This is a genomic window from Terrisporobacter othiniensis, assembly GCF_000808015.1.
Taxonomy (GTDB): Bacteria; Bacillota; Clostridia; order Peptostreptococcales; family Peptostreptococcaceae; genus Terrisporobacter; species Terrisporobacter muris.
On sequence record NZ_JWHR01000112.1, the window covers coordinates 127892 to 146136 of the forward strand.

Genomic DNA, 18245 nt, shown 5'->3' on the forward strand with positions numbered 1-18245 from the left:
CATTATTTAAAATTTAAAATTTCAACTATCAATCTATTCCTTTTATATTTAACACTTTTAATAGTTATTGCAGTACCATAGTAACTTATTACCTTAGGATAGCTTCCATTCAACTCAACCTTCACCTTTTTATTAGCATCAATAAAAACGCCTTCAGATTTTAATCTTAACTTTTTACTTTTATCATAATAAACTGATGATACTATAGTTTGCTTATATCCATTTTTATCCCATAATCCAGCTAATGTTATATTTTCTTTGTACAATTCTCCACTATCAGATATTATTTTGAAATTATACATACCTTGGATGCTTCCTATTCCTTATACCTTACCACTAGTATACAAATACATAATAGTTGGAGATGCTTGTAGTTTTTCTATATTAAAAGTCATATCCTTGTCTTTTATAGTTTTATTTATTTCTATATATTCGCTTGTTTGAATTTCTTTTGGTATATTTATGCTCATCTTTAATTTTCCTAATATTTCATCAAAGAATATCACCTTACTATTTTTAGCTATAATATTTTTAGTTTTATTTGTAACTATCTTTAGAAACCAAGTTTTAAAATACTGCGCTTCTTTTATATTAGTAATATTTTTCAACCATTTTTCCCCTGCTTGTAAATATGCGTCCATACTATCATGTTCATTTTTTAATATTGTGTATGCTAATTTGTATACTTCATCTTTTAAGCTATGTACCAAAATGCTATAAGCATTAAAATTTTCTCTAATTGCTTTTTTGACTAGTTTTTAATCCATACTATGCCTCCCTTCACATATTAGACTAATGAAATCCATAAAAAGTTATAAATTTTTCTATTTTATTTTACACTACTTTTAAATACATAAAAATAGACACTATTTCTTTACGAAATAGTGTCTTCAGCATACAAATATTAATTAGTTATAAAATATTAAAGAGGTTATATAGCTCTTCTTAATTCTTTTATTGGCATAGTTTGTATCATTTCCTTCATAATAGCCTTGTCTCTCATAAAACTATTATAAACTTCATAAGATACTTCTTTATTTCCATAAATTCGCCAGTTTTTAATTTCTACTAGCTCATTTTTTCCATATCCCATAAATCCTAATACATCTTTAAGGGGATATCCCAAAAATACACCTATTTCATGAGGAAACTCTCCAGATTGAAGTCTAAGAACTAACTCATTCATATAGTCGTTTAATTTATATTCAGATGAATATCCTACAAACTTTAAGAAGTTTATACATCTTTTATTTGATAGTACTTTTTCCATTGATTTTTCATTTATAAATAAAACACGTTTTCCACCATCATTAGTGCTTATTATTCTATATGTAACTCTAGAACATTGATTGAAAAAGGATTCTATTTGAGCTAGTTTTACTTCTTTTTCTTCGCTACTTCCAGGCACATTTATAATTTCTGCTGGTTTTGAACCTAGTATAACCGCTCCTATCATTTCTAGTATTCTTTTTATATATATTGAATTTAATTTATTTTCACAACAATTTGTATTACAATTAAATTGCATATTAATCCTCCTATTGATAATGATTATCATAATTATATATTAGCATAATTGATAATAATTATCAATAACTTAATATGAAATAAAATTTGCCATAATATTTTCAAGCTATACAGATTTCTTATTAGTGATAAGGTTCCCCCACTGTTTGTGTTCCCCCTAAATTACTAGTTCCTAAGAATAATTGGTTTGAAGAAATTCTAAATTTAAAGAAACTAATATTATAATCAATTAGTAGTCTCTTTAAATTATAATCTTTATCGCTAATTTTAATTCCTTTTGGAATTTTAAATAAAACATCTTTTTGATCCCCTGGATCTATGCCCAATATCTTATTTTCATCCCACAAGTCCTCTTCTTGACCTCTTATATAAAACTCGCCAACATTATTACCTTCGCCTTCATAATCAAATGAAAGTCCCATATCATATAACGATGCTATTTGATCTGTATTATTTTTTACAGTTACATATATAGTGTAACTATACTTATCTTCTATATATTTGTTATATGTAATTAATATATCATTTTCCATCTCGTCAGAATTTGATATATTATTGGTCGTAATTGCAAAAAATCCAATTAATAATAACAATGATATACATATTATTAGACTAGCTTTTATAAACTTTTTATTCATTATTCTTTCCCCCTAGCTTGCTATTTCCTTTTTAATATAAATTTTAATTGATATAAACATAGATACTAAATAAGCAATCATAGCTAACGCAGATTTTATAATTAAGGTTTTATCTCTTAAAATATCTACTTCTCCTGTATAAGAGAAATATATACCCTTTATTCCTTTACTAGAAATTAAAACTATTATGCATATTGCTATTATTAAATTAACTATTACATAAGATTTTTTATATCCGTATTTAAACATCAACGGCAATAATATAGATGCTAATAATAACAATAGTATTACTATCATCAATACTGAATCTAAATCAAAAAATTCTATTTTCCAAATTGAATTTATAACCTTTGAATAAACAAATGTAAAAATTAAAGAAACCATTATTACTATTGTAGAAAATAAATATTTACTATAAACTATATCCTCTTTTTCTATTGGTAAGCTATTAAAAAAATAATCACATTTATTAAGTTCATCTATTTGAAAACTTCTTAAAATAAATATATAGCTTATAAAAAACGGTACTGCTATTGGTATTGTAGGTAATAATATTAAAGAAAATAAAATAATACCTATTAATAATTTTATTACAGATTTTATATCCGGTTTAAAACAGGCCATTAAATCTTTTTTTAATAAATTAATCATTTTCTATCTCCTTCCCATAGTAATAGATAATATCTTCTAAATCAGCTTTTTGAATATTTTCATTTTGTAGATTATCGTTTTTATCTACTATTAAACCTTCGCTATAATAGGCTGTATCTTTTCTGTTTATAATCATCTCACTTATACTATCAAGCTCTTCCTTACTTCCTTTAATAACTTTATAATTTTCACTTATTTTATCTTTATCTTCACTGAAAACTAATTCCCCATTGTTTATAAAAGTAATATAATCTGCCGATCGACTTAGATCTTGTATAATATGTGTTGAAATTATAACACTTTTCTCCCCATCCTCCAGCTCTTCTTGTAATATATGTATCATTTCTTTTCTAAAAATAGGATCTAATCCTGATGTTGGTTCATCTAAGATAAGTAGTTTCGCATCATGTGAAAGTGCCTTTGCAAGCATAAGTTTTATGCTTTGACCCTTTGATAAATCCCTTATTCTTAGATTTTTATTTATTTTGAACTTTAACAAATAATTTTCAAATTTTTCTTTGTCAAAATTTTTATAAAATGCTGAAACTGTATTCATAAAATCGCTTACTTTTAGATTTTCATAGAAGTATAAATTATCATAAACAAATCCTATATTTTCTTTAAACTCTTTAGGATTTTCAGAAATATTTTTACCTTTAAAATAAATTTTACCTTCATCTGGTTGTAATAGACCCATAATCAATTTAATTAAAGTTGTTTTTCCTGAACCATTAGGACCCATTAGCCCCATAATAAATCCTTCTTCTAAATTGAAAGATATATTATTTAGTTCGAAATTATCAAATTTCTTACTTAAATTTTCTACCCTTAACATATTATTCCCCCTCGTATAAGCTTTCTAAAGTTAAAATTAACTGTTCTTTTGTTATCCCTATCATATTTGATAAATATATAGCTTCTTCTAATTTTTCTTCTATTTCTCTCATTTTAGCTTCAAATACAATTTCTTTATTAAAAGCTGATACAAAACATCCTTTCCCTGGAATTGTATTTATTAATCCTTGTTTTTCTAGCTCTTCATAAGAACGTTTTGTTGTTATAAAACTTATACCTAATTCTTTTGCCAAAGCTCTCATTGAAGGTAACATTTCATTTTCATTTATTTTTCCACTTAATATCTCATCCTTTATTTGATTTACTATTTGCAAATAAATAGGTAAATCAGAATTACTTGAAATAATTATTTTCATAAGCCCTCCTTTATTTATCTTTAATATCTTTATTTCTTATACTTTCCACAGTTATAAATATGTATCTAAAAATCACTATTAAAACAATAGGGGTAAACATTACTAGCAATATATTAATTAACTTAAACAAACTACCTAATGAGCTAAACATATATTTTTCCTCCTTATATATATTGTATCAACTGTATAAGTATATATTATACAGTCGATACAATATATGTCAATAACTAAATTTTTTAGCAATAAAAAATTCGCTTAGCTCATATCGTCAACGGCTTCGCCCGTTACTCAAATAACAAAGTTGGAAATTATACGTTATCCATAGAACAGATAACATATAGTTCCCTTACAATAAAAAAAGATCCCTAAGGATCTTTCTTTGAAATATTTATTTTATTGCGAAGAACTTTTTAGCATTTTCTTTAGTTGCTTCACAAACTGTTTCATAAGAAACGCCTTTTTCAACAGCTATTGTATCAGCTACAAACTGAACCAACGAAGGATCATTTCTCTTTCCTCTATGTGGTGTCGGAGCCATATATGGTGAGTCAGTTTCTATAAATAACCTGTCTAAAGGAATTTCTCTAGCAACCTCTTTAGTCTTTTTGTTGTTTTTAAAAGTAACTGTTCCAGATAAAGATATATAACATCCCATCTTAACATATTCTCTAGCTAACTCTATATTTCCGCTATAACAATGTAATACACAACCTATCTCTGGGCTTTTATACTTTTTGATTATTTCAAAAGTATCTCCGTGAGCATCTCTATCGTGAATTATTATAGGTAATTTTAATTCATTAGCTAGTTCAATTTGTTTTATAAACCATTCTTTTTGAACTTCTCTTGGAGAATTATCATAGTAGTAGTCTAATCCTATTTCTCCTATAGCAACTACTTTTTTATTTTCTGTTGCTAATTTTCTAAGGGTATCAATAGCTATTTCATCTAGTTCTCCCACATCGTGAGGATGAACTCCTACTGCTGCATATATAAAATCGTATTTATTAGCAAGTTCTATACTTTCTATAGATGTTTTTATACATGCACCTGGGTTTACAACTAAATCTACACCTTTTTCTTTAAGAGAAGAGATTAACTCTTCTCTATCTTCATCAAATCTCTCATCATTTAAGTGAGCATGTGAGTCGAATAACATAAGTTTATCTCCTTATCTAACTTCACAACCATCATTTGCTCCAGTAGCAACTGGAACTATTAAATCGTCTCCGTCATTTCCTGCAGCAAGTATCATACCTTGAGATTCAACACCTCTTAATTTAACTGGTTTTAAGTTACATACTACTATAACATCTTTTCCAACCATTTCTTCTGGCTTATACCATTTAGCTATTCCAGATACTATTTGTCTTGTTTCTGGTCCTAATTTAACTTGAGAAACTAAAAGTCTATCTGCTTTTGGATGTTTTTCACAAGATAATATTCTACCAACTCTTAATTCTACTTTATCTAATTCTTCTATTCCTATGAATTCTTTGTGCTCTAATGGAGCTACTTCTTCTACTGTTTCTGTTTTTTCTGCAAATAACTCTTCCAATTCTGCTACCTCTTTCTCAATGTCTAGTCTTGGGAATAAAGCTTGTCCTTTGTGTACTTTTGTTCCTGGTTTAATTAAACCAAATGTAGTTGTACTTTCCCAATTTGTTAATTCTTCTTGTCCTGCTATTCCTATTTGATCATATATTTTGTTAGCAGTTGTATTCATTATAGGGTTTATTAGTGTAGCTATTATTCTTATAGATTCACATAAGTTATATAATACTGCATCTAATTTACCTTTATTAGCTTCATCTTTAGCTAAAGCCCATGGCATAGTTTCATCGATGTATTTGTTTGTTCTTCTTACTAATTTCCATACACCTTCTAATGCTTCATGGAATTGCATTTTATTCATTTGTTCTTCGAATATTTCTCTTGATAATTTAGCTTGTTCTTTTAAGCTTGCATCAAATTCAGTTCCTTCTACAGCTTCTGGTATTATACCATCATTGTATTTTTCTACCATTGATACAGTTCTACTTACTAAGTTTCCTAAATCATTAGCAAGATCCGTATTTATTCTTGTTACAAAGTTTCTGTGAGTATAACTTCCATCTTGTCCAAAAGCAAATTCTCTAAGTAAGAAATATTTAAGTGTATCTATACCATATCTTTCTATCATTGGTTCTGGATATACTATATTTCCTTTTGATTTACTCATTTTATCATTTCCAAATAATATCCATCCGTGACCATATACTTGCTGTGGTACTGGTAAGTCTAAAGCCATTAATAATGCAGGCCATATTATTGTATGGAATCTCATTATTTCTTTACCAACAACTTGTATATTTGCTGGCCAATATTTTTTCATTTCAGAATCGTCTTCTGATAAGTATCCAAGTGCTGTGATGTAGTTACATAAAGCATCTACCCAAACGTATATAACGTGTTTTTCATCAAAAGGTACTTTTATACCCCAGTCAAATGTAGTTCTCGTTACACATAAATCTTCTAGTCCTTTATCTAAGAAGTTAGCAACCATTTCATTTTTTCTTGATTCTGGGAAACAGAAGTTAGGGTTTTGGAATAATTCTCTTAATCTATCTTCGTATTTAGATAATTTGAAGAAGTAAGCTTCTTCTTTAGCTAAATAAGTTTCCCTACCACAATCTGGACACTTATCTCCTTCTAATAATTGAGATTCAGTCCAGAAACTTTCACATGGAGTACAGTATCTTCCTTCATATTCACCTTTGTATATGTCACCTTGCTCATATAATTTAGTAAATATTTTTTGTATTATAACTTTATGTCTATCTTCTGTTGTTCTTATGAAATCATCATAAGATATATCCATAGTCTTCCATAAATCTTTTATTCCAGCTATCATTCCGTCTAGGTATTCTATTTCACTTACACCTTGCTCTATAGCTTTCTTTTGAATTTTTTCACCGTGCTCATCTGTTCCTGTTAGGAATTTTACATCATAACCACAGAATCTTTTAAATCTAGCCATAGCATCAGTTGCTACAGTAGTATAAGTATGACCTATATGTAATCTACCACTTGGATAGTATATAGGAGTAGTTATATAAAACGTTGGTTTAGTCATTTTTATTTCCTCCTTGTGTGTTATTATTTTGATTTTTATAAATAAAAAACTCGCCACTATGGAAGTCCATAGGGGCGAGATTATTCGCGGTACCACCCTAATTTATCTATTATACAATAAAAAAATCTAATTTCTCAAATAGATATCTTAGTAGACTGTAACATGTCTAAATGTTTTATCCTAAATTACTTCGGATAAAAAGCTCCAAGGCCATCTTCAGTAATTCTTTTAGCACTAGCTTTCACCTAACCTAGCTCTCTGTAGAAAAAATCCTTACTTACTCTTCTCTTCTTAGCTTTTATTCATATTTAATTTTAAAATATGTATTATATATTATTCTCAAAATAAAAATTTTGATACAAATATTAATTAATTCTTTGGATATATTAGCTCTACGAATTTTTAGTACTATGTTTTTAATTTTAGTAAATTTATATTTTATTGTCAACAATTATAATTCATGTTAATAAAAATTCAATTATATTAACCTTATTTCTAAATGTTGAAAAAGATTGTTACACAAAGTAGTATCAAAACAAATTTTTTATTTTATAAAATAAGATAACAAATATAAACTGATGCCAATACCCCTACTATATGACATAGTAACGAACAAAATAAAGTATATCCCGTATCTTTTATTTTTAAACTTCCATAATAAATTGCCATAGTATAAAAAATTGTTTCTGATGCACCAACCATAGTTGAGCCCATCTGCTCTGTAAGCGAATCAATCCCAACTCGTTGAATAAGTTCTGCATATACACCAAGTGCTCCACTTCCAGATAAGGGCTTTACAATTATAAGTCCTATTAATTCTTTTGGTATGTTAAGTATAGCCGCCACTGGCGAAAATAGGTACTCCAAAACTTCTATACCCCTTCCTGATTTAAATATGCCAATAGCTAAAAATATTCCTATTATATAGGGTAATATGTTCCATGCCGTTTTTAACCCCTCTATAGCTCCATTTATAAAACTTTCGTATATATCTATATTCTGTTTTTTACCATAAATAACAATAAATAAAATTATTACAGGTATGGCTATATTAGAAAAATAATCTAACAATTATCTATACCTCCTTTGTAATAATTTACAACCTACAACTCCTACTATTGTTGATATAATTGTTGCAAATAAAGTTGTTAAAATTATGGAATTAGGATTTGTGCTACCTGCATCCATTCTTATTTTTAGCATGGTAAAAGGAATTAGTTGTATGGATGAAATATTTATAACTAAAAACATTATCATATCAGGAGAGGCTTTTTTCTTATTTGGATTTAATGTCTGTAATTCCTTCATAGCTTTCAACCCAAATGCTGTAGCTCCATTTCCTGCTCCTAGCATATTTAATACCATATTCATAACCATATAAGACATAGCTTTGTGATTTTTAGGAACGCTTGGAAATAACTTTTTCATCAATGGGCTCATTTTATCTGCTATTTTATCTATTAATCCTGAATCTTTTGCAATATTCATTATACCCATCCAAAGTGCCATTACACTTGCTAAAGTTATGGCAAATTCAATAGCCCTTGTCCCTTCATTTAATATAGCTTGATTTGTCTCTGGTAAATTGTTAAAACATATGCTTCCAACTATACCTATGACTATCATATAAAACCACAATTTATTAATATGAATCCCCTCCTTTAAACCATTTTATGATGTATACTTAAAATAAATGATGTGTTATTTTATAATACTCTACATATACTTTATGCTTGAAAGTTAGGGTATATTATGTTTTAGTATAAGTATAAGGTTTTTTAATTTATTTAAATGTTTAAGGAGAAATACCATGAGAAATTTAACGCTTCTTACTGATTTGTATCAATTAACTATGTTAAATGGATACTATGAGAAGAATATTCATGAGGACATCGTAATATTTGATATGTTCTTCAGGAAAAATGCTTGTAATGGTGGGTATACTATTATCTGCGGTATCGAACAATTAGTAGAATACATAAACAATCTTCACTTTTCAGATGATGATTTAAAATACTTAAAAAGCCTAGATTTATTTTCTGATAAATTCTTAGACTTTTTAAAAAACTTCAAATTTACTGGGGATATATATGCTGTAGAAGAAGGAACTATAATGTTCCCAAAAGAACCTGTTATAACAATTAAGGCACCTTTATATCAAGCTCAATTAATAGAAACCGCTTTACTTACAATAGTGAACTTCCAATCACTAATTGCTACTAAAGCTTCTAGAGTTTGTTATGCTGCTGGAGAAGATGCTGTTTTCGAGTTTGGGCTTAGACGTGCTCAGGGCCCAGATGCAGGTACTTATGGAGCAAGAGCTGCCGTAATAGGAGGATGTGCTGGAACTGCCAATGTATTAGCTGGGAAAATGTTTGATATTCCTGTAGTTGGAACACAAGCTCATAGCTGGGTTCAAAAATTTGACAGTGAACTAGAATCTTTCCGTGCTTATGCTGATGTCTATCCAGACAAGTGCTTATTATTAGTTGATACATATGATGTACTAAAAAGCGGTGTTCCAAATGCTATAAAAGTGTTTGATGAGCTAAAAGCTAAAGGACACAAGCCAATGGGAATTAGAATAGATTCCGGTGATTTACAATATCTATCCGTTGAAGCAAAAAAATTATTTGAAGAAGCTGGCTATACAGATTTAACTTATACAGCTTCTAATGATTTAGATGAATATACTATTGCTAGCTTAAAATCAAGTGGTGCAGCAATAAATTCTTGGGGCGTTGGTACAAAATTAATTACATCAGCTGAATCTCCATCTTTAGGAGGAGTATATAAACTAGCTGGCTCTTATAATGGGGATATCTTAATTCCTAAAATAAAAGTTTCTGAAGAACCAGAAAAAATAAATAACCCAGGATTTAAAAAAGTAGTAAGAATATATAATGAAGATAATATGGCCGAAGCTGATTTAATCATGCTTCATGATGAGAAAATCGATACAACTAAGCCATTAACAATTTTTGATCCTACATATACTTGGAAACAAACAACTTTCCATAACTACACAATAAAGGAACTTCAAAAACCACTATTCATAAATGGTGAGTGTAAATACGTTTCTAAAAGCGTTAATGAAGTTAAAAAGTATGTTAGTGAACAATTTAGTACTCTTTGGGATTCTTATAAAAGATTTTCTAATCCTAAAAAATATAAAGTTGATTTATCGGACAACCTTTGGACACTAAAATCTGACTTGCTAGATTCTAAAAAACACTTATAATATACATTATAATAATTAAAGGGGGCCTATCAATGGATGTAACAGATTACAGAATCATAGAAATTTTACAAAAAGACGGTAGAATTTCTATGAAAGATTTAGGGAAAATAGTAGGATTAACTTCTCCTGCTGTTTCAGAAAGAGTAAAAAGATTAGAAGAGTCTGGTGTTATAGAAGGATATAAAGCTATAGTTAACCCAGATGCTTTAGGAAGAGTGATAAAAGCCTTCATACATATATCGCTACCTAGTGATAAGTATGACGCATTTTTAGAGGCTGCTAGACAGGATCCTAGAATAGTTGAATGTCATCATGTTACTGGAGATGACTGCTCTCTTCTAAAAGTTATTGTAAAAGATATGTATGAATTAGAAAATGTTATTGATGGTATTAAGACAATTGGCTCAACAAAAACATCAGTAATACTATCAACACCGATACAGTCAAAAGCTATTCTGTAATAAAAATTCGATTCGCTTAAGCCACTGCGTGACGCTATGAAATTTTAGGCAACGACCTTTGCTCAAATTGAATAAGTTTGAAATTAAAAAAGATGTATCCTTCTAATATTAAAAGGATACATCTTTTTTATATTTATATATATATACTGTTAAAACATAATAAATATATGATTTTAAAATCTCTTCATCTTCTTTTGGTTCTAATAACATTTTAGTTGCAGTAATATCAGCAAACCCAAGTAACATTAGTCCGATAACATCATCTTGTAATTTATCAAACATCTCCTTTAATACTTCATGAGATGCATTACTTTTTTTATAAAGAGTCAAGAGATACATATGATATCTAGTGTAGTTATAAAGTAATTCTATGGATTTTTGAGATAAGTTAAGGTTTTTTCCTACTTCTATGGCAATATCTCCACTAAACTTTTCATGTCCTTTAAAATGTATTCTTCCATTTTCGTCTACAGTCTTTGCCTTTGATTTTCCTATATCATGTAAAAAAACACCTAGTTTTAATAAATCTAAAACTTGTATATCATCTTCTACTATTGTATTTAAATATTTCCATATACATTCATTTAGATGAGTTGGAAAGTTTTTTTCCCTTATAAGCTTTTCAAATTCTTCTAATGCATAAATGGTATGGCTAAAGCAATCTACTTTATGATATTTGCACTGTCCAACTTCTTTCATACTCTTGACTTCTGGTATTATACTTTCTAAAATTCCACTTTCATTTAGCTCGCATATCTTTTGGCATGTATTATTACTTTTTATAGCATTAATCATCTTAAGTCCATTCTCCATAAAATCACCCCGTCTCTTGTCTATAAGTCTAATACTTGCTTGTAAACAACATCTTTTTTTAATTTTCTTTCTCTACAAACAACCTTTATAGCATCCTTCTTACTCATACCATCCTCTAAAAGAGCTTCTACATACTCTCTCTCATTTAAATCACTGTAATCATTGGCTAAAGTTTTTTCACCTTTAAATCCATCAACTATTAAAACAAATTCGCCTTTAACATCTTTTTCATTAAATAGATTTATAACTGTTTCAATATCTTCTCTTATTACTTCTTGGTATTTCTTAGTAAGTTCTCTATTAACTGATATTTCTCTATTCCCAAATACTTTAAGCATATCTTTTAAAGTATCTTTCAATCTATGAGGTGATTCATAGAAAATCATAGTTCTTTCTTCTTCTTTAACTTCTTCTAATCTACTTCTTCTTAATTTTTTATCTCTATCTAAAAAACCTTCAAAAGCGAATTTATGAGTATTCATCCCAGAGCCAACTAGTGCTACAACAAATGCTGTTGCTCCTGGTAATACATCTATTTCTATATTATGCTCAATTGCTAACTTAATTAAATCCTCTCCTGGGTCAGAAATTCCTGGCATTCCTGCATCACTTATCAACGCTATATTTTCACCTTCAAGCAATTTATTTATTAAATATATTCCTTTTGAATCTTTGTTGTGCTCGAAATAACTTGTAAGTGGTTTAGATATTTCAAAATGATTTAATAATTTTACACTATGTCTAGTATCTTCTGCTGCTATTAAATCAACTTCATTTAAAACTCTTAAAGTTCTATATGTTATATCCTCAAGATTTCCTATAGGTGTAGGACATATATATAATTTTCCACTCATTATTATTCTCCTATATCTTCATTCGCATATATTTCTTCTATTTCTTTTGTGTAGTTTCCATCTTTATCATAAACATATAAAGGATCTAATATTTTTAGCTCTGGTCTACCATCTTTTGTAAACTCAACTAAAACTAAATTAGGCGCCTTATTTGCTCTTGGATGTACAAATTGAATTACCTTTGGCTCTAGGTTATATTTTCTACCTAAAGTAACTATATCAACCAATCTTATTGGTCTGTGTATCATAAAGAACTTTCCTCTAGGCATAACAAGTCTTGAAGCAGCTCTTATTACATCTTCTAAATCACAAAGTACCTCATGTCTAGATATAGCTTTCTTATCATTAGGATTTTGTATACCATTCATATGCATATATGGTGGATTAGAAGTTGCCACATGATATCCATGTACTTCTAATTGCTTGTCTATAGTTTTTATATCACCTTTTACGATTTCTACTCTCTCTTGTAAATCATTTAGTTTAACTGTTCTATTGGCCATTTCCCATACTTCTTCCTGTATTTCCACACCAACAATTTTTTCAGCTTCACTTTTTCCAGCTATAAGTACTGGTATTATTCCTGTTCCCGTGCCTAAATCTACAACTTTAGCTCTCTTTTTTACTTTAGCAAAATTAGCTAAAAGAACTGCATCTATTCCGAAACAAAATCCATTTTTGTCTTGTATAACTTTTAATCCTTTTAATTGTAAGTCATCTATTCTCTCAGTGTCTTTTAATTTTACTTCCATGTACTTCTCCTTTACAATAATAGTAGGGGAATTAAAAAATCCCCCTATACTTTAATCCTCTAATTTTTTAAGTTCTTTTAATGTAGCTATATCTATATCTAAATCTTTTCCTTTTCCACAACCTTCACATTTCTTAGGTGCTTGAAGTACTTTTATTTCATCCTTCATGCAAACTCTTATAGTTTTATCATTAAACTCTACCTTAGCTTGTTCTAATAAAGGGTTTGTCTCTATAACTCTACCTTTATTACCTTCTACTTTTACTATTGCTCCCACTGGTGGAACTTTTTCTATAGCTTCCACATAAACATCGTGCTCATATTTTAAACAACAGAAAAGTCTTCCGCATATTCCTGATATTTTAGTTGGATTTAATGATAAACTTTGATCTTTTGCCATCTTTATTGATACTGGTTGGAAGTCTCCTAGCCATGAAGAACAACAAAGGCTTCTTCCACAAGGTCCAAGTCCACCTATTGACTTAGCTTCATCTCTAACCCCAATTTGTCTTAACTCTATTCTTGTCTTGAATATCGCAGCCAAATCTTTAACTAATTCTCTAAAATCTATTCTTCCTTCTGCTGTGAAGTAAAAAATTAATTTATTTCTATCAAAAGTATATTCACAATCTATTAAATACATTGTAAGTTCGTGTTCTTTAATTTTTTGTAAGCATAGTTCAAAAGTTTCTTTGGCCTTTTCTTTATTTTCTTTATATATCTTAGTATCTTCTTCTGTAGCAATTCTTATGATGGGTTTTAATGGTGAAACTAAACTTTCTTCGTCTATTTCTTTCTTTCCAACAACAACTGTTCCGTATTCCAATCCTCTTGCAGTCTCAACTACAACATCCATATCCTTTTCTATTTCAAAATCAACTGGATCAAAGTAATATATTTTCCCTGCATTTTTAAATCTTACTCCTACAATATTTATCATTTAATCACCTCATATATATTCAAAGACATAACTTGTATACTTACATTAAAGTTACAATTACCTTTTATTTTTATCTTAGTATCTTCTATTATATCAATAATCTTAGATACCTGAGAATATGTAATTTTACTGCTCATATTTTGTATAAATACTATCTTATCAGCATTTATTATCATATTTTTATCTACATGCTCTTTGCAAATCATTATATCTCTAAAATAATTTATCATCATATCAAGCACAGCTATACTTTCACTCTTATACTTTTCCATCTTACTAGGTATATCGAGAATTTCAACCATATTCTTACTTAATATTGTTTCTATATAATTTTGAACGCTTTCTTTCATTTCATAAAAATCATTAGAACTAGATAATTCTAAAGCTTTTTTCATGCTACCTCTAGAAAATGCTGATAGAAGGTTTGCTCTATTTTCTTCTACTCCTTGACTAATTAAATAGTTTTTTACTTCAACAAAAGGAATTGGTGTAAATTTTACTACTTCACATCTAGATCTTATAGTTGGTAATAAACTTTCTTTATTATTAGTAACAAGAATAATTATAGCATATTCAGGTGGCTCTTCTAATGTTTTTAACAATGCGTTTTGAGCTTCCACAGTCATTTTTTCTGATTTATCTATTATATAGATTTTGTATTTCTTATGCGGTTTAATTACAATATCTGATTGTAAATTTCTTATTTGAGCTATCTTTATACTATTACCATCAGGTTTTACTCTTATACAATCTGGGGCATTTTCAAGATGAGGTGTTTCAAGAAGTATCTTTGCCAATTCATTAGCAAAAGTTTCTTTTCCTATACCTTCAATTCCTTCAAACATATATGCATGATTTACTTTGCCCTTTTTTATAGAGTTCGTCATATACTTCTTAGCAAACTCTTGTCCTTTTATATTTTCAAAATACATATCTATTTTCTCCACAGAGTAATTTTTTATTTTTGTAGTAATTATCTTATATTATAACAAATAATTAACTTATTTCTATATTTATTCTAGACACTTTTTGTCATTTATATAAAAACAAATTGAATTCTTGCTTTTTATAATAAAAAAAGAGATACAACTATCTCTTCTTGGGTTTATTATATTAGATTTAGAATATCTTTCTTTATATTATTAATACAACTTTCTAAGTTTTCATTTATATAAAATTTATTAATACCTAAATTTGATAAGTTTTCATCACTAAAGTCCTGGTTGTCTGCCAAGAATCTTCTACAAAGCTCATCATAATTAGGCTTGTCCTGCCTTTTTTCTCTCTCTAAGGCTCTCTCTAGTCTAATACCATCTTCTATATCAATATAGAAAGGACATACCTTATCATCACCAAAATAGTCTCTCAGGCTCTCATAAGCTTCTAAAGTTGTTATTAATAAATAATTATTTTTACTTAAATCTATCTGACCATCATTTATCGTCCCATAGAACCAATCACCATGAACAGTATGATATACTCTCTTTTCTATAACTTTATTTTCTTTTTCAAATTTATTCAGATCATCTTTATTAATAAAGAAATATTCTACACCATTAGTTTCATTAATACGCTTAGGTCTTGTTGTATAGGATATAATTGGTTTTAAATCTAAATCTTTATCTTCATTTATTTCTTTAAATATAGTATCCTTACCTGAACTACTTTTTCCCATTAAACAAAAAATTTTGCCCATATTTTCCTCCCGTTCTTTCAATAGCTAAAAATAGTTTTAATTTATGTCAATAACATCTATATATTCTAAGTTAATATCTTTAATACCACTTATTATCATACCATTTTTAACCCCTTGTTGGATATAAGTAATAATTTCTTGTGTAATTATTTCTCCTGGAGAAATAAGACTTATCCCTGGGGGATATGGAGTTATATACTCTCCACTTATTTCCCCAATACTATCTTCTAACCTCACGCTTTTTTTATTACTATAAAATGCATCTCTTGGATTTAATATTTTTTTAGGAATGCTCTCTGGATAATTTATATCCTTTAGTAATTCCTTTTTATTTATTTTTGAAAGTAAATTATATAATGAATTTTCTAATCTAATAAAATCTTCTTTATCATTACCAATAGTACATATTAATAAAACTCCATAATAATTAGAAAGTTCAACTTGAATTTTATATTCTTCTCTCAATATATTATCTAGCTCATATCCTGTAATACCTAATTTCTTCAACGAAATAAAAATCTTTGTTTTGTCCATATTATTATCAATTATAATATTTTCATTATTTTCAAATTTGCTTTTAAACTTCTCTATATTACTAAGCAAATCATTCATTAATTTTGTTCCATATTTATCATATATATCTACTGCCAATTCTAAAGAAGTTAATAGTACATATGAAGGGCTTGAAGATTCTAAGAATCTTAACATAGTTACTATTCTATTTTCATCAACCCTATTTCCTTTTATATGCATCATAGAAGACTGAGTAAATGCTGGTAATGTTTTATGAGTGCTTTGAATTACTATGTCTGCTCCCTGATTTATAGCTGATTCAGGCAATTGATTACTTAGTTGTAAATGAGCTCCGTGGGCTTCATCAACTATTGCAACCATACCTTTACTATGAGCATAATCACATATTTCTTTTAACTCATAGATACCTCCATAATAAGTAGGATAAGTAAGAACTATTGCTTTTGCATCTAAATTATTATCTATTACTGACTTTCCATCTTCAATATCTATCCCCATTATTATATTTGTTTTCTTACATACTTTAGCTTGTATATATATAGGATGGATATCGCCTAATATACATGCATTAATAACAGACTGATGGCAATCTCTGTTCATAATTAATTTTGATTTCGGAGGACATACTGCCATGATAGCAGCTTCTATACCACAAGTAGTCCCATTAACTAAATAAATTACTCTATCACTGTTAAATACCTTCGCTGCCCTATCCTGAGAATGTTTTATAATTTCTTTTGCATTATGTAAATTATCTGTTCCATCTATTTCTGTTGTATCTAATGTGTATATATTTTCTAAGATACTTTGATATCCTAATTTTTTAAAAATTTTACCGATTTTATGTCCTGGTACATGAAAGGATACCAAATCATCATCTCTTAATTTTTCTAACTTTTCTAATATATGATTATTATAATTATCTTTTAGCTTATATTGTTTCATAATATCCCTCCATAAATTATATATTTTTAATAGAAACTTATTCATAATGTAAAAAGAAATTCAATGCGTAATATATGTAGTACCTTTAATAAATCAATTATATCAATTAATTTGAAAGTAAAATATAATTTTATCTACAAACTAAAATAAGATCGATAATTTTTACAATCATCGATCTTATTACCATCATTTTAACTATTTTCATCATCATTTGAAGAAAATAAAGATGGTATTAAAATAATACCTGCTATACCTACTAAAGCATATATTATTCGGCTTATCATAGAGTATGTTCCTCCGAATAGGCTACCTATAGCATCTACTCCTAAAAGCCCTATGATTCCCCAATTCAATGCTCCTATAATGGTTAAAACTAAACATATTTTTTTTAGCATGAAAATCTCTCCTAATTTTATTAATTAATTTCATTATTAGATTAACCACATACTTAAAAATTATGCTAGATTTTAACAATTAATATTTATACAACAAAAAAGATTACGTGGCTACGTGCTACTCTCCCAGGGGGTCGCCCCCCAAGTACCATCGCCGCTCAAGAGCTTAACTTCTGTGTTCGGAATGGGAACAGGTGTATCCTCTTTGCTATAATAACCACATAATCTTTATATAAAGTATTAACTTTTGTTAGTACTTTCAAAACTGCTAACATTTAATGTTTTTCCATTATTTATTTTTAGCAACTGAAATCTTCCTTACAAACATATAATTAAAGATTTAGTTGCGATATAAACCTTTAGGTTTATTTTGGTCAAGTCCTCGACCTATTAGTATCAGTAAGCTACATATGTTACCACACTTCCACCTCTGACCTATCAACCATGTAGTCTTCATGGGGTCTTAACCTTGC

The 18245-nt window shown here is 28.3% G+C and carries 22 protein-coding genes, 2 rRNA genes and 1 other annotated feature; of the genes, 2 read left to right on the forward strand and 22 right to left on the reverse strand.

The features are described from left to right. Positions 1–2: 2 nt before the first annotated feature. The 12 genes from QX51_RS13860 to QX51_RS13910 all read right to left on the reverse strand — a co-directional run bounded on the left by QX51_RS13860 (position 3) and on the right by QX51_RS13910 (position 8768). A complete protein-coding gene (locus QX51_RS13860; protein ID WP_039680484.1) occupies positions 3–302 on the reverse strand; it encodes a hypothetical protein in 300 nt (99 codons plus the stop codon). 21 nt (positions 303–323) lie between these two features. Further along, complete coding sequence (locus QX51_RS20070) at positions 324–710, reverse strand: sigma factor (RefSeq protein ID WP_242842746.1); 387 nt, start codon at positions 708–710, stop codon at positions 324–326. Between the two features lie 221 nt (positions 711–931). Beyond that, positions 932–1528, reverse strand: coding sequence for a DUF3793 family protein (locus tag QX51_RS13870; RefSeq protein WP_039680485.1), 597 nt, complete (start codon positions 1526–1528; stop codon positions 932–934). Between the two features lie 121 nt (positions 1529–1649). Then, positions 1650–2165, reverse strand: a complete 516-nt coding sequence (locus QX51_RS13875; protein ID WP_039680486.1) for a hypothetical protein — start codon at positions 2163–2165, stop codon at positions 1650–1652. A gap of 12 nt (positions 2166–2177) precedes the next feature. Next, entirely contained in the window at positions 2178–2816 is a 639-nt protein-coding gene (locus QX51_RS13880; protein ID WP_039680487.1) for an ABC-2 transporter permease, read from the reverse strand. Beyond that, positions 2809–3651: an ABC transporter ATP-binding protein gene (locus tag QX51_RS13885; protein WP_039680488.1), complete on the reverse strand. Its 843-nt coding sequence runs from the start codon at positions 3649–3651 to the stop codon at positions 2809–2811. Before QX51_RS13885 ends, QX51_RS13880 begins: the two co-directional genes overlap by 8 nt. 1 nt (position 3652) lies before the next feature. After that, positions 3653–4027, reverse strand: coding sequence for a GntR family transcriptional regulator (locus QX51_RS13890; RefSeq protein ID WP_039680489.1), 375 nt, complete (start codon positions 4025–4027; stop codon positions 3653–3655). Positions 4028–4037: 10 nt separating this feature from the next. Further along, complete coding sequence (locus tag QX51_RS20705; protein WP_161791927.1) at positions 4038–4178, reverse strand: hypothetical protein; 141 nt, start codon at positions 4176–4178, stop codon at positions 4038–4040. Positions 4179–4415: 237 nt separating this feature from the next. Then, complete coding sequence (locus QX51_RS13895) at positions 4416–5186, reverse strand: TatD family hydrolase (protein ID WP_039680490.1); 771 nt, start codon at positions 5184–5186, stop codon at positions 4416–4418. Positions 5187–5198: 12 nt separating this feature from the next. Next, positions 5199–7148, reverse strand: coding sequence for a methionine--tRNA ligase (gene metG / locus QX51_RS13900; RefSeq protein WP_257560011.1), 1950 nt, complete (start codon positions 7146–7148; stop codon positions 5199–5201). 61 nt (positions 7149–7209) lie between these two features. Beyond that, positions 7210–7444 (reverse strand) — a binding site (T-box leader). A gap of 247 nt (positions 7445–7691) precedes the next feature. Next, on the reverse strand, positions 7692–8213 hold the full coding sequence (locus tag QX51_RS13905; protein ID WP_039680492.1) for a spore maturation protein: 522 nt from the start codon (positions 8211–8213) through the stop codon (positions 7692–7694). Beyond that, positions 8214–8768, reverse strand: coding sequence for a nucleoside recognition domain-containing protein (locus QX51_RS13910; RefSeq protein WP_039680493.1), 555 nt, complete (start codon positions 8766–8768; stop codon positions 8214–8216). 184 nt (positions 8769–8952) lie between these two features. Between QX51_RS13910 and QX51_RS13915 the strand changes: the two genes are divergently transcribed. Beyond that, positions 8953–10383 (forward strand): nicotinate phosphoribosyltransferase, encoded by a 1431-nt coding sequence (locus tag QX51_RS13915; protein WP_039680494.1) that lies wholly within the window; start codon positions 8953–8955, stop codon positions 10381–10383. A gap of 32 nt (positions 10384–10415) precedes the next feature. Further along, positions 10416–10844, forward strand: a complete 429-nt coding sequence (locus QX51_RS13920) for an Lrp/AsnC family transcriptional regulator (RefSeq protein ID WP_039680495.1) — start codon at positions 10416–10418, stop codon at positions 10842–10844. 108 nt (positions 10845–10952) lie between these two features. Here QX51_RS13920 and QX51_RS13925 read toward each other — a convergent pair whose 3' ends face one another. The 10 genes from QX51_RS13925 to QX51_RS13970 all read right to left on the reverse strand — a co-directional run. Further along, positions 10953–11657: a tRNA nucleotidyltransferase/poly(A) polymerase family protein gene (locus QX51_RS13925; protein WP_039680496.1), complete on the reverse strand. Its 705-nt coding sequence runs from the start codon at positions 11655–11657 to the stop codon at positions 10953–10955. A gap of 20 nt (positions 11658–11677) precedes the next feature. Continuing rightward, complete coding sequence (gene rsmI / locus QX51_RS13930; protein WP_039680497.1) at positions 11678–12511, reverse strand: 16S rRNA (cytidine(1402)-2'-O)-methyltransferase; 834 nt, start codon at positions 12509–12511, stop codon at positions 11678–11680. Between the two features lie 2 nt (positions 12512–12513). Then, positions 12514–13263: a tRNA1(Val) (adenine(37)-N6)-methyltransferase gene (locus tag QX51_RS13935; protein ID WP_039680498.1), complete on the reverse strand. Its 750-nt coding sequence runs from the start codon at positions 13261–13263 to the stop codon at positions 12514–12516. 51 nt (positions 13264–13314) lie between these two features. Next, entirely contained in the window at positions 13315–14202 is an 888-nt protein-coding gene (locus QX51_RS13940; protein ID WP_039680499.1) for a PSP1 domain-containing protein, read from the reverse strand. Beyond that, on the reverse strand, positions 14199–15134 hold the full coding sequence (locus tag QX51_RS13945) for a DNA polymerase III subunit (RefSeq protein WP_039680500.1): 936 nt from the start codon (positions 15132–15134) through the stop codon (positions 14199–14201). The genes QX51_RS13940 and QX51_RS13945 overlap by 4 nt, the downstream gene beginning before the upstream one ends. A gap of 176 nt (positions 15135–15310) precedes the next feature. Beyond that, positions 15311–15898, reverse strand: a complete 588-nt coding sequence (locus QX51_RS13950; protein ID WP_039680501.1) for a nucleoside/nucleotide kinase family protein — start codon at positions 15896–15898, stop codon at positions 15311–15313. 36 nt (positions 15899–15934) lie between these two features. Continuing rightward, the gene (locus QX51_RS13955) at positions 15935–17377 is read right to left on the reverse strand and encodes an aminotransferase class I/II-fold pyridoxal phosphate-dependent enzyme (protein ID WP_052233063.1); all 1443 of its coding nucleotides are present in this window, start codon (positions 17375–17377) and stop codon (positions 15935–15937) included. 191 nt (positions 17378–17568) lie between these two features. Beyond that, positions 17569–17772, reverse strand: coding sequence for a DUF378 domain-containing protein (locus QX51_RS13960; RefSeq protein ID WP_039680502.1), 204 nt, complete (start codon positions 17770–17772; stop codon positions 17569–17571). 105 nt (positions 17773–17877) lie between these two features. Next, positions 17878–17994, reverse strand: a 5S ribosomal RNA gene (rrf, locus tag QX51_RS13965). A gap of 148 nt (positions 17995–18142) precedes the next feature. Then, positions 18143–18245 (reverse strand): 23S ribosomal RNA (locus tag QX51_RS13970); the annotation flags it as partial.

Coding starts and splice junctions, on each gene's coding strand:
- QX51_RS13860 (WP_039680484.1), bottom strand. CDS start 302: ATGTATAATTTCAAAATAATATCTGATAGTGGAGAATTGTACAAAGAA.
- QX51_RS13870 (WP_039680485.1), bottom strand. CDS start 1,528: ATGCAATTTAATTGTAATACAAATTGTTGTGAAAATAAATTAAATTCA.
- QX51_RS13875 (WP_039680486.1), bottom strand. CDS start 2,165: ATGAATAAAAAGTTTATAAAAGCTAGTCTAATAATATGTATATCATTG.
- QX51_RS13880 (WP_039680487.1), bottom strand. CDS start 2,816: ATGATTAATTTATTAAAAAAAGATTTAATGGCCTGTTTTAAACCGGAT.
- QX51_RS13885 (WP_039680488.1), bottom strand. CDS start 3,651: ATGTTAAGGGTAGAAAATTTAAGTAAGAAATTTGATAATTTCGAACTA.
- QX51_RS13890 (WP_039680489.1), bottom strand. CDS start 4,027: ATGAAAATAATTATTTCAAGTAATTCTGATTTACCTATTTATTTGCAA.
- QX51_RS20705 (WP_161791927.1), bottom strand. CDS start 4,178: ATGTTTAGCTCATTAGGTAGTTTGTTTAAGTTAATTAATATATTGCTA.
- QX51_RS13895 (WP_039680490.1), bottom strand. CDS start 5,186: ATGTTATTCGACTCACATGCTCACTTAAATGATGAGAGATTTGATGAA.
- QX51_RS13910 (WP_039680493.1), bottom strand. CDS start 8,768: ATGATAGTCATAGGTATAGTTGGAAGCATATGTTTTAACAATTTACCA.
- QX51_RS13915 (WP_039680494.1), top strand. CDS start 8,953: ATGAGAAATTTAACGCTTCTTACTGATTTGTATCAATTAACTATGTTA.
- QX51_RS13920 (WP_039680495.1), top strand. CDS start 10,416: ATGGATGTAACAGATTACAGAATCATAGAAATTTTACAAAAAGACGGT.
- QX51_RS13925 (WP_039680496.1), bottom strand. CDS start 11,657: ATGGAGAATGGACTTAAGATGATTAATGCTATAAAAAGTAATAATACA.
- rsmI (WP_039680497.1), bottom strand. CDS start 12,511: ATGAGTGGAAAATTATATATATGTCCTACACCTATAGGAAATCTTGAG.
- QX51_RS13935 (WP_039680498.1), bottom strand. CDS start 13,263: ATGGAAGTAAAATTAAAAGACACTGAGAGAATAGATGACTTACAATTA.
- QX51_RS13940 (WP_039680499.1), bottom strand. CDS start 14,202: ATGATAAATATTGTAGGAGTAAGATTTAAAAATGCAGGGAAAATATAT.
- QX51_RS13945 (WP_039680500.1), bottom strand. CDS start 15,134: ATGTATTTTGAAAATATAAAAGGACAAGAGTTTGCTAAGAAGTATATG.
- QX51_RS13950 (WP_039680501.1), bottom strand. CDS start 15,898: ATGGGCAAAATTTTTTGTTTAATGGGAAAAAGTAGTTCAGGTAAGGAT.
- QX51_RS13955 (WP_052233063.1), bottom strand. CDS start 17,377: ATGAAACAATATAAGCTAAAAGATAATTATAATAATCATATATTAGAA.
- QX51_RS13960 (WP_039680502.1), bottom strand. CDS start 17,772: ATGCTAAAAAAAATATGTTTAGTTTTAACCATTATAGGAGCATTGAAT.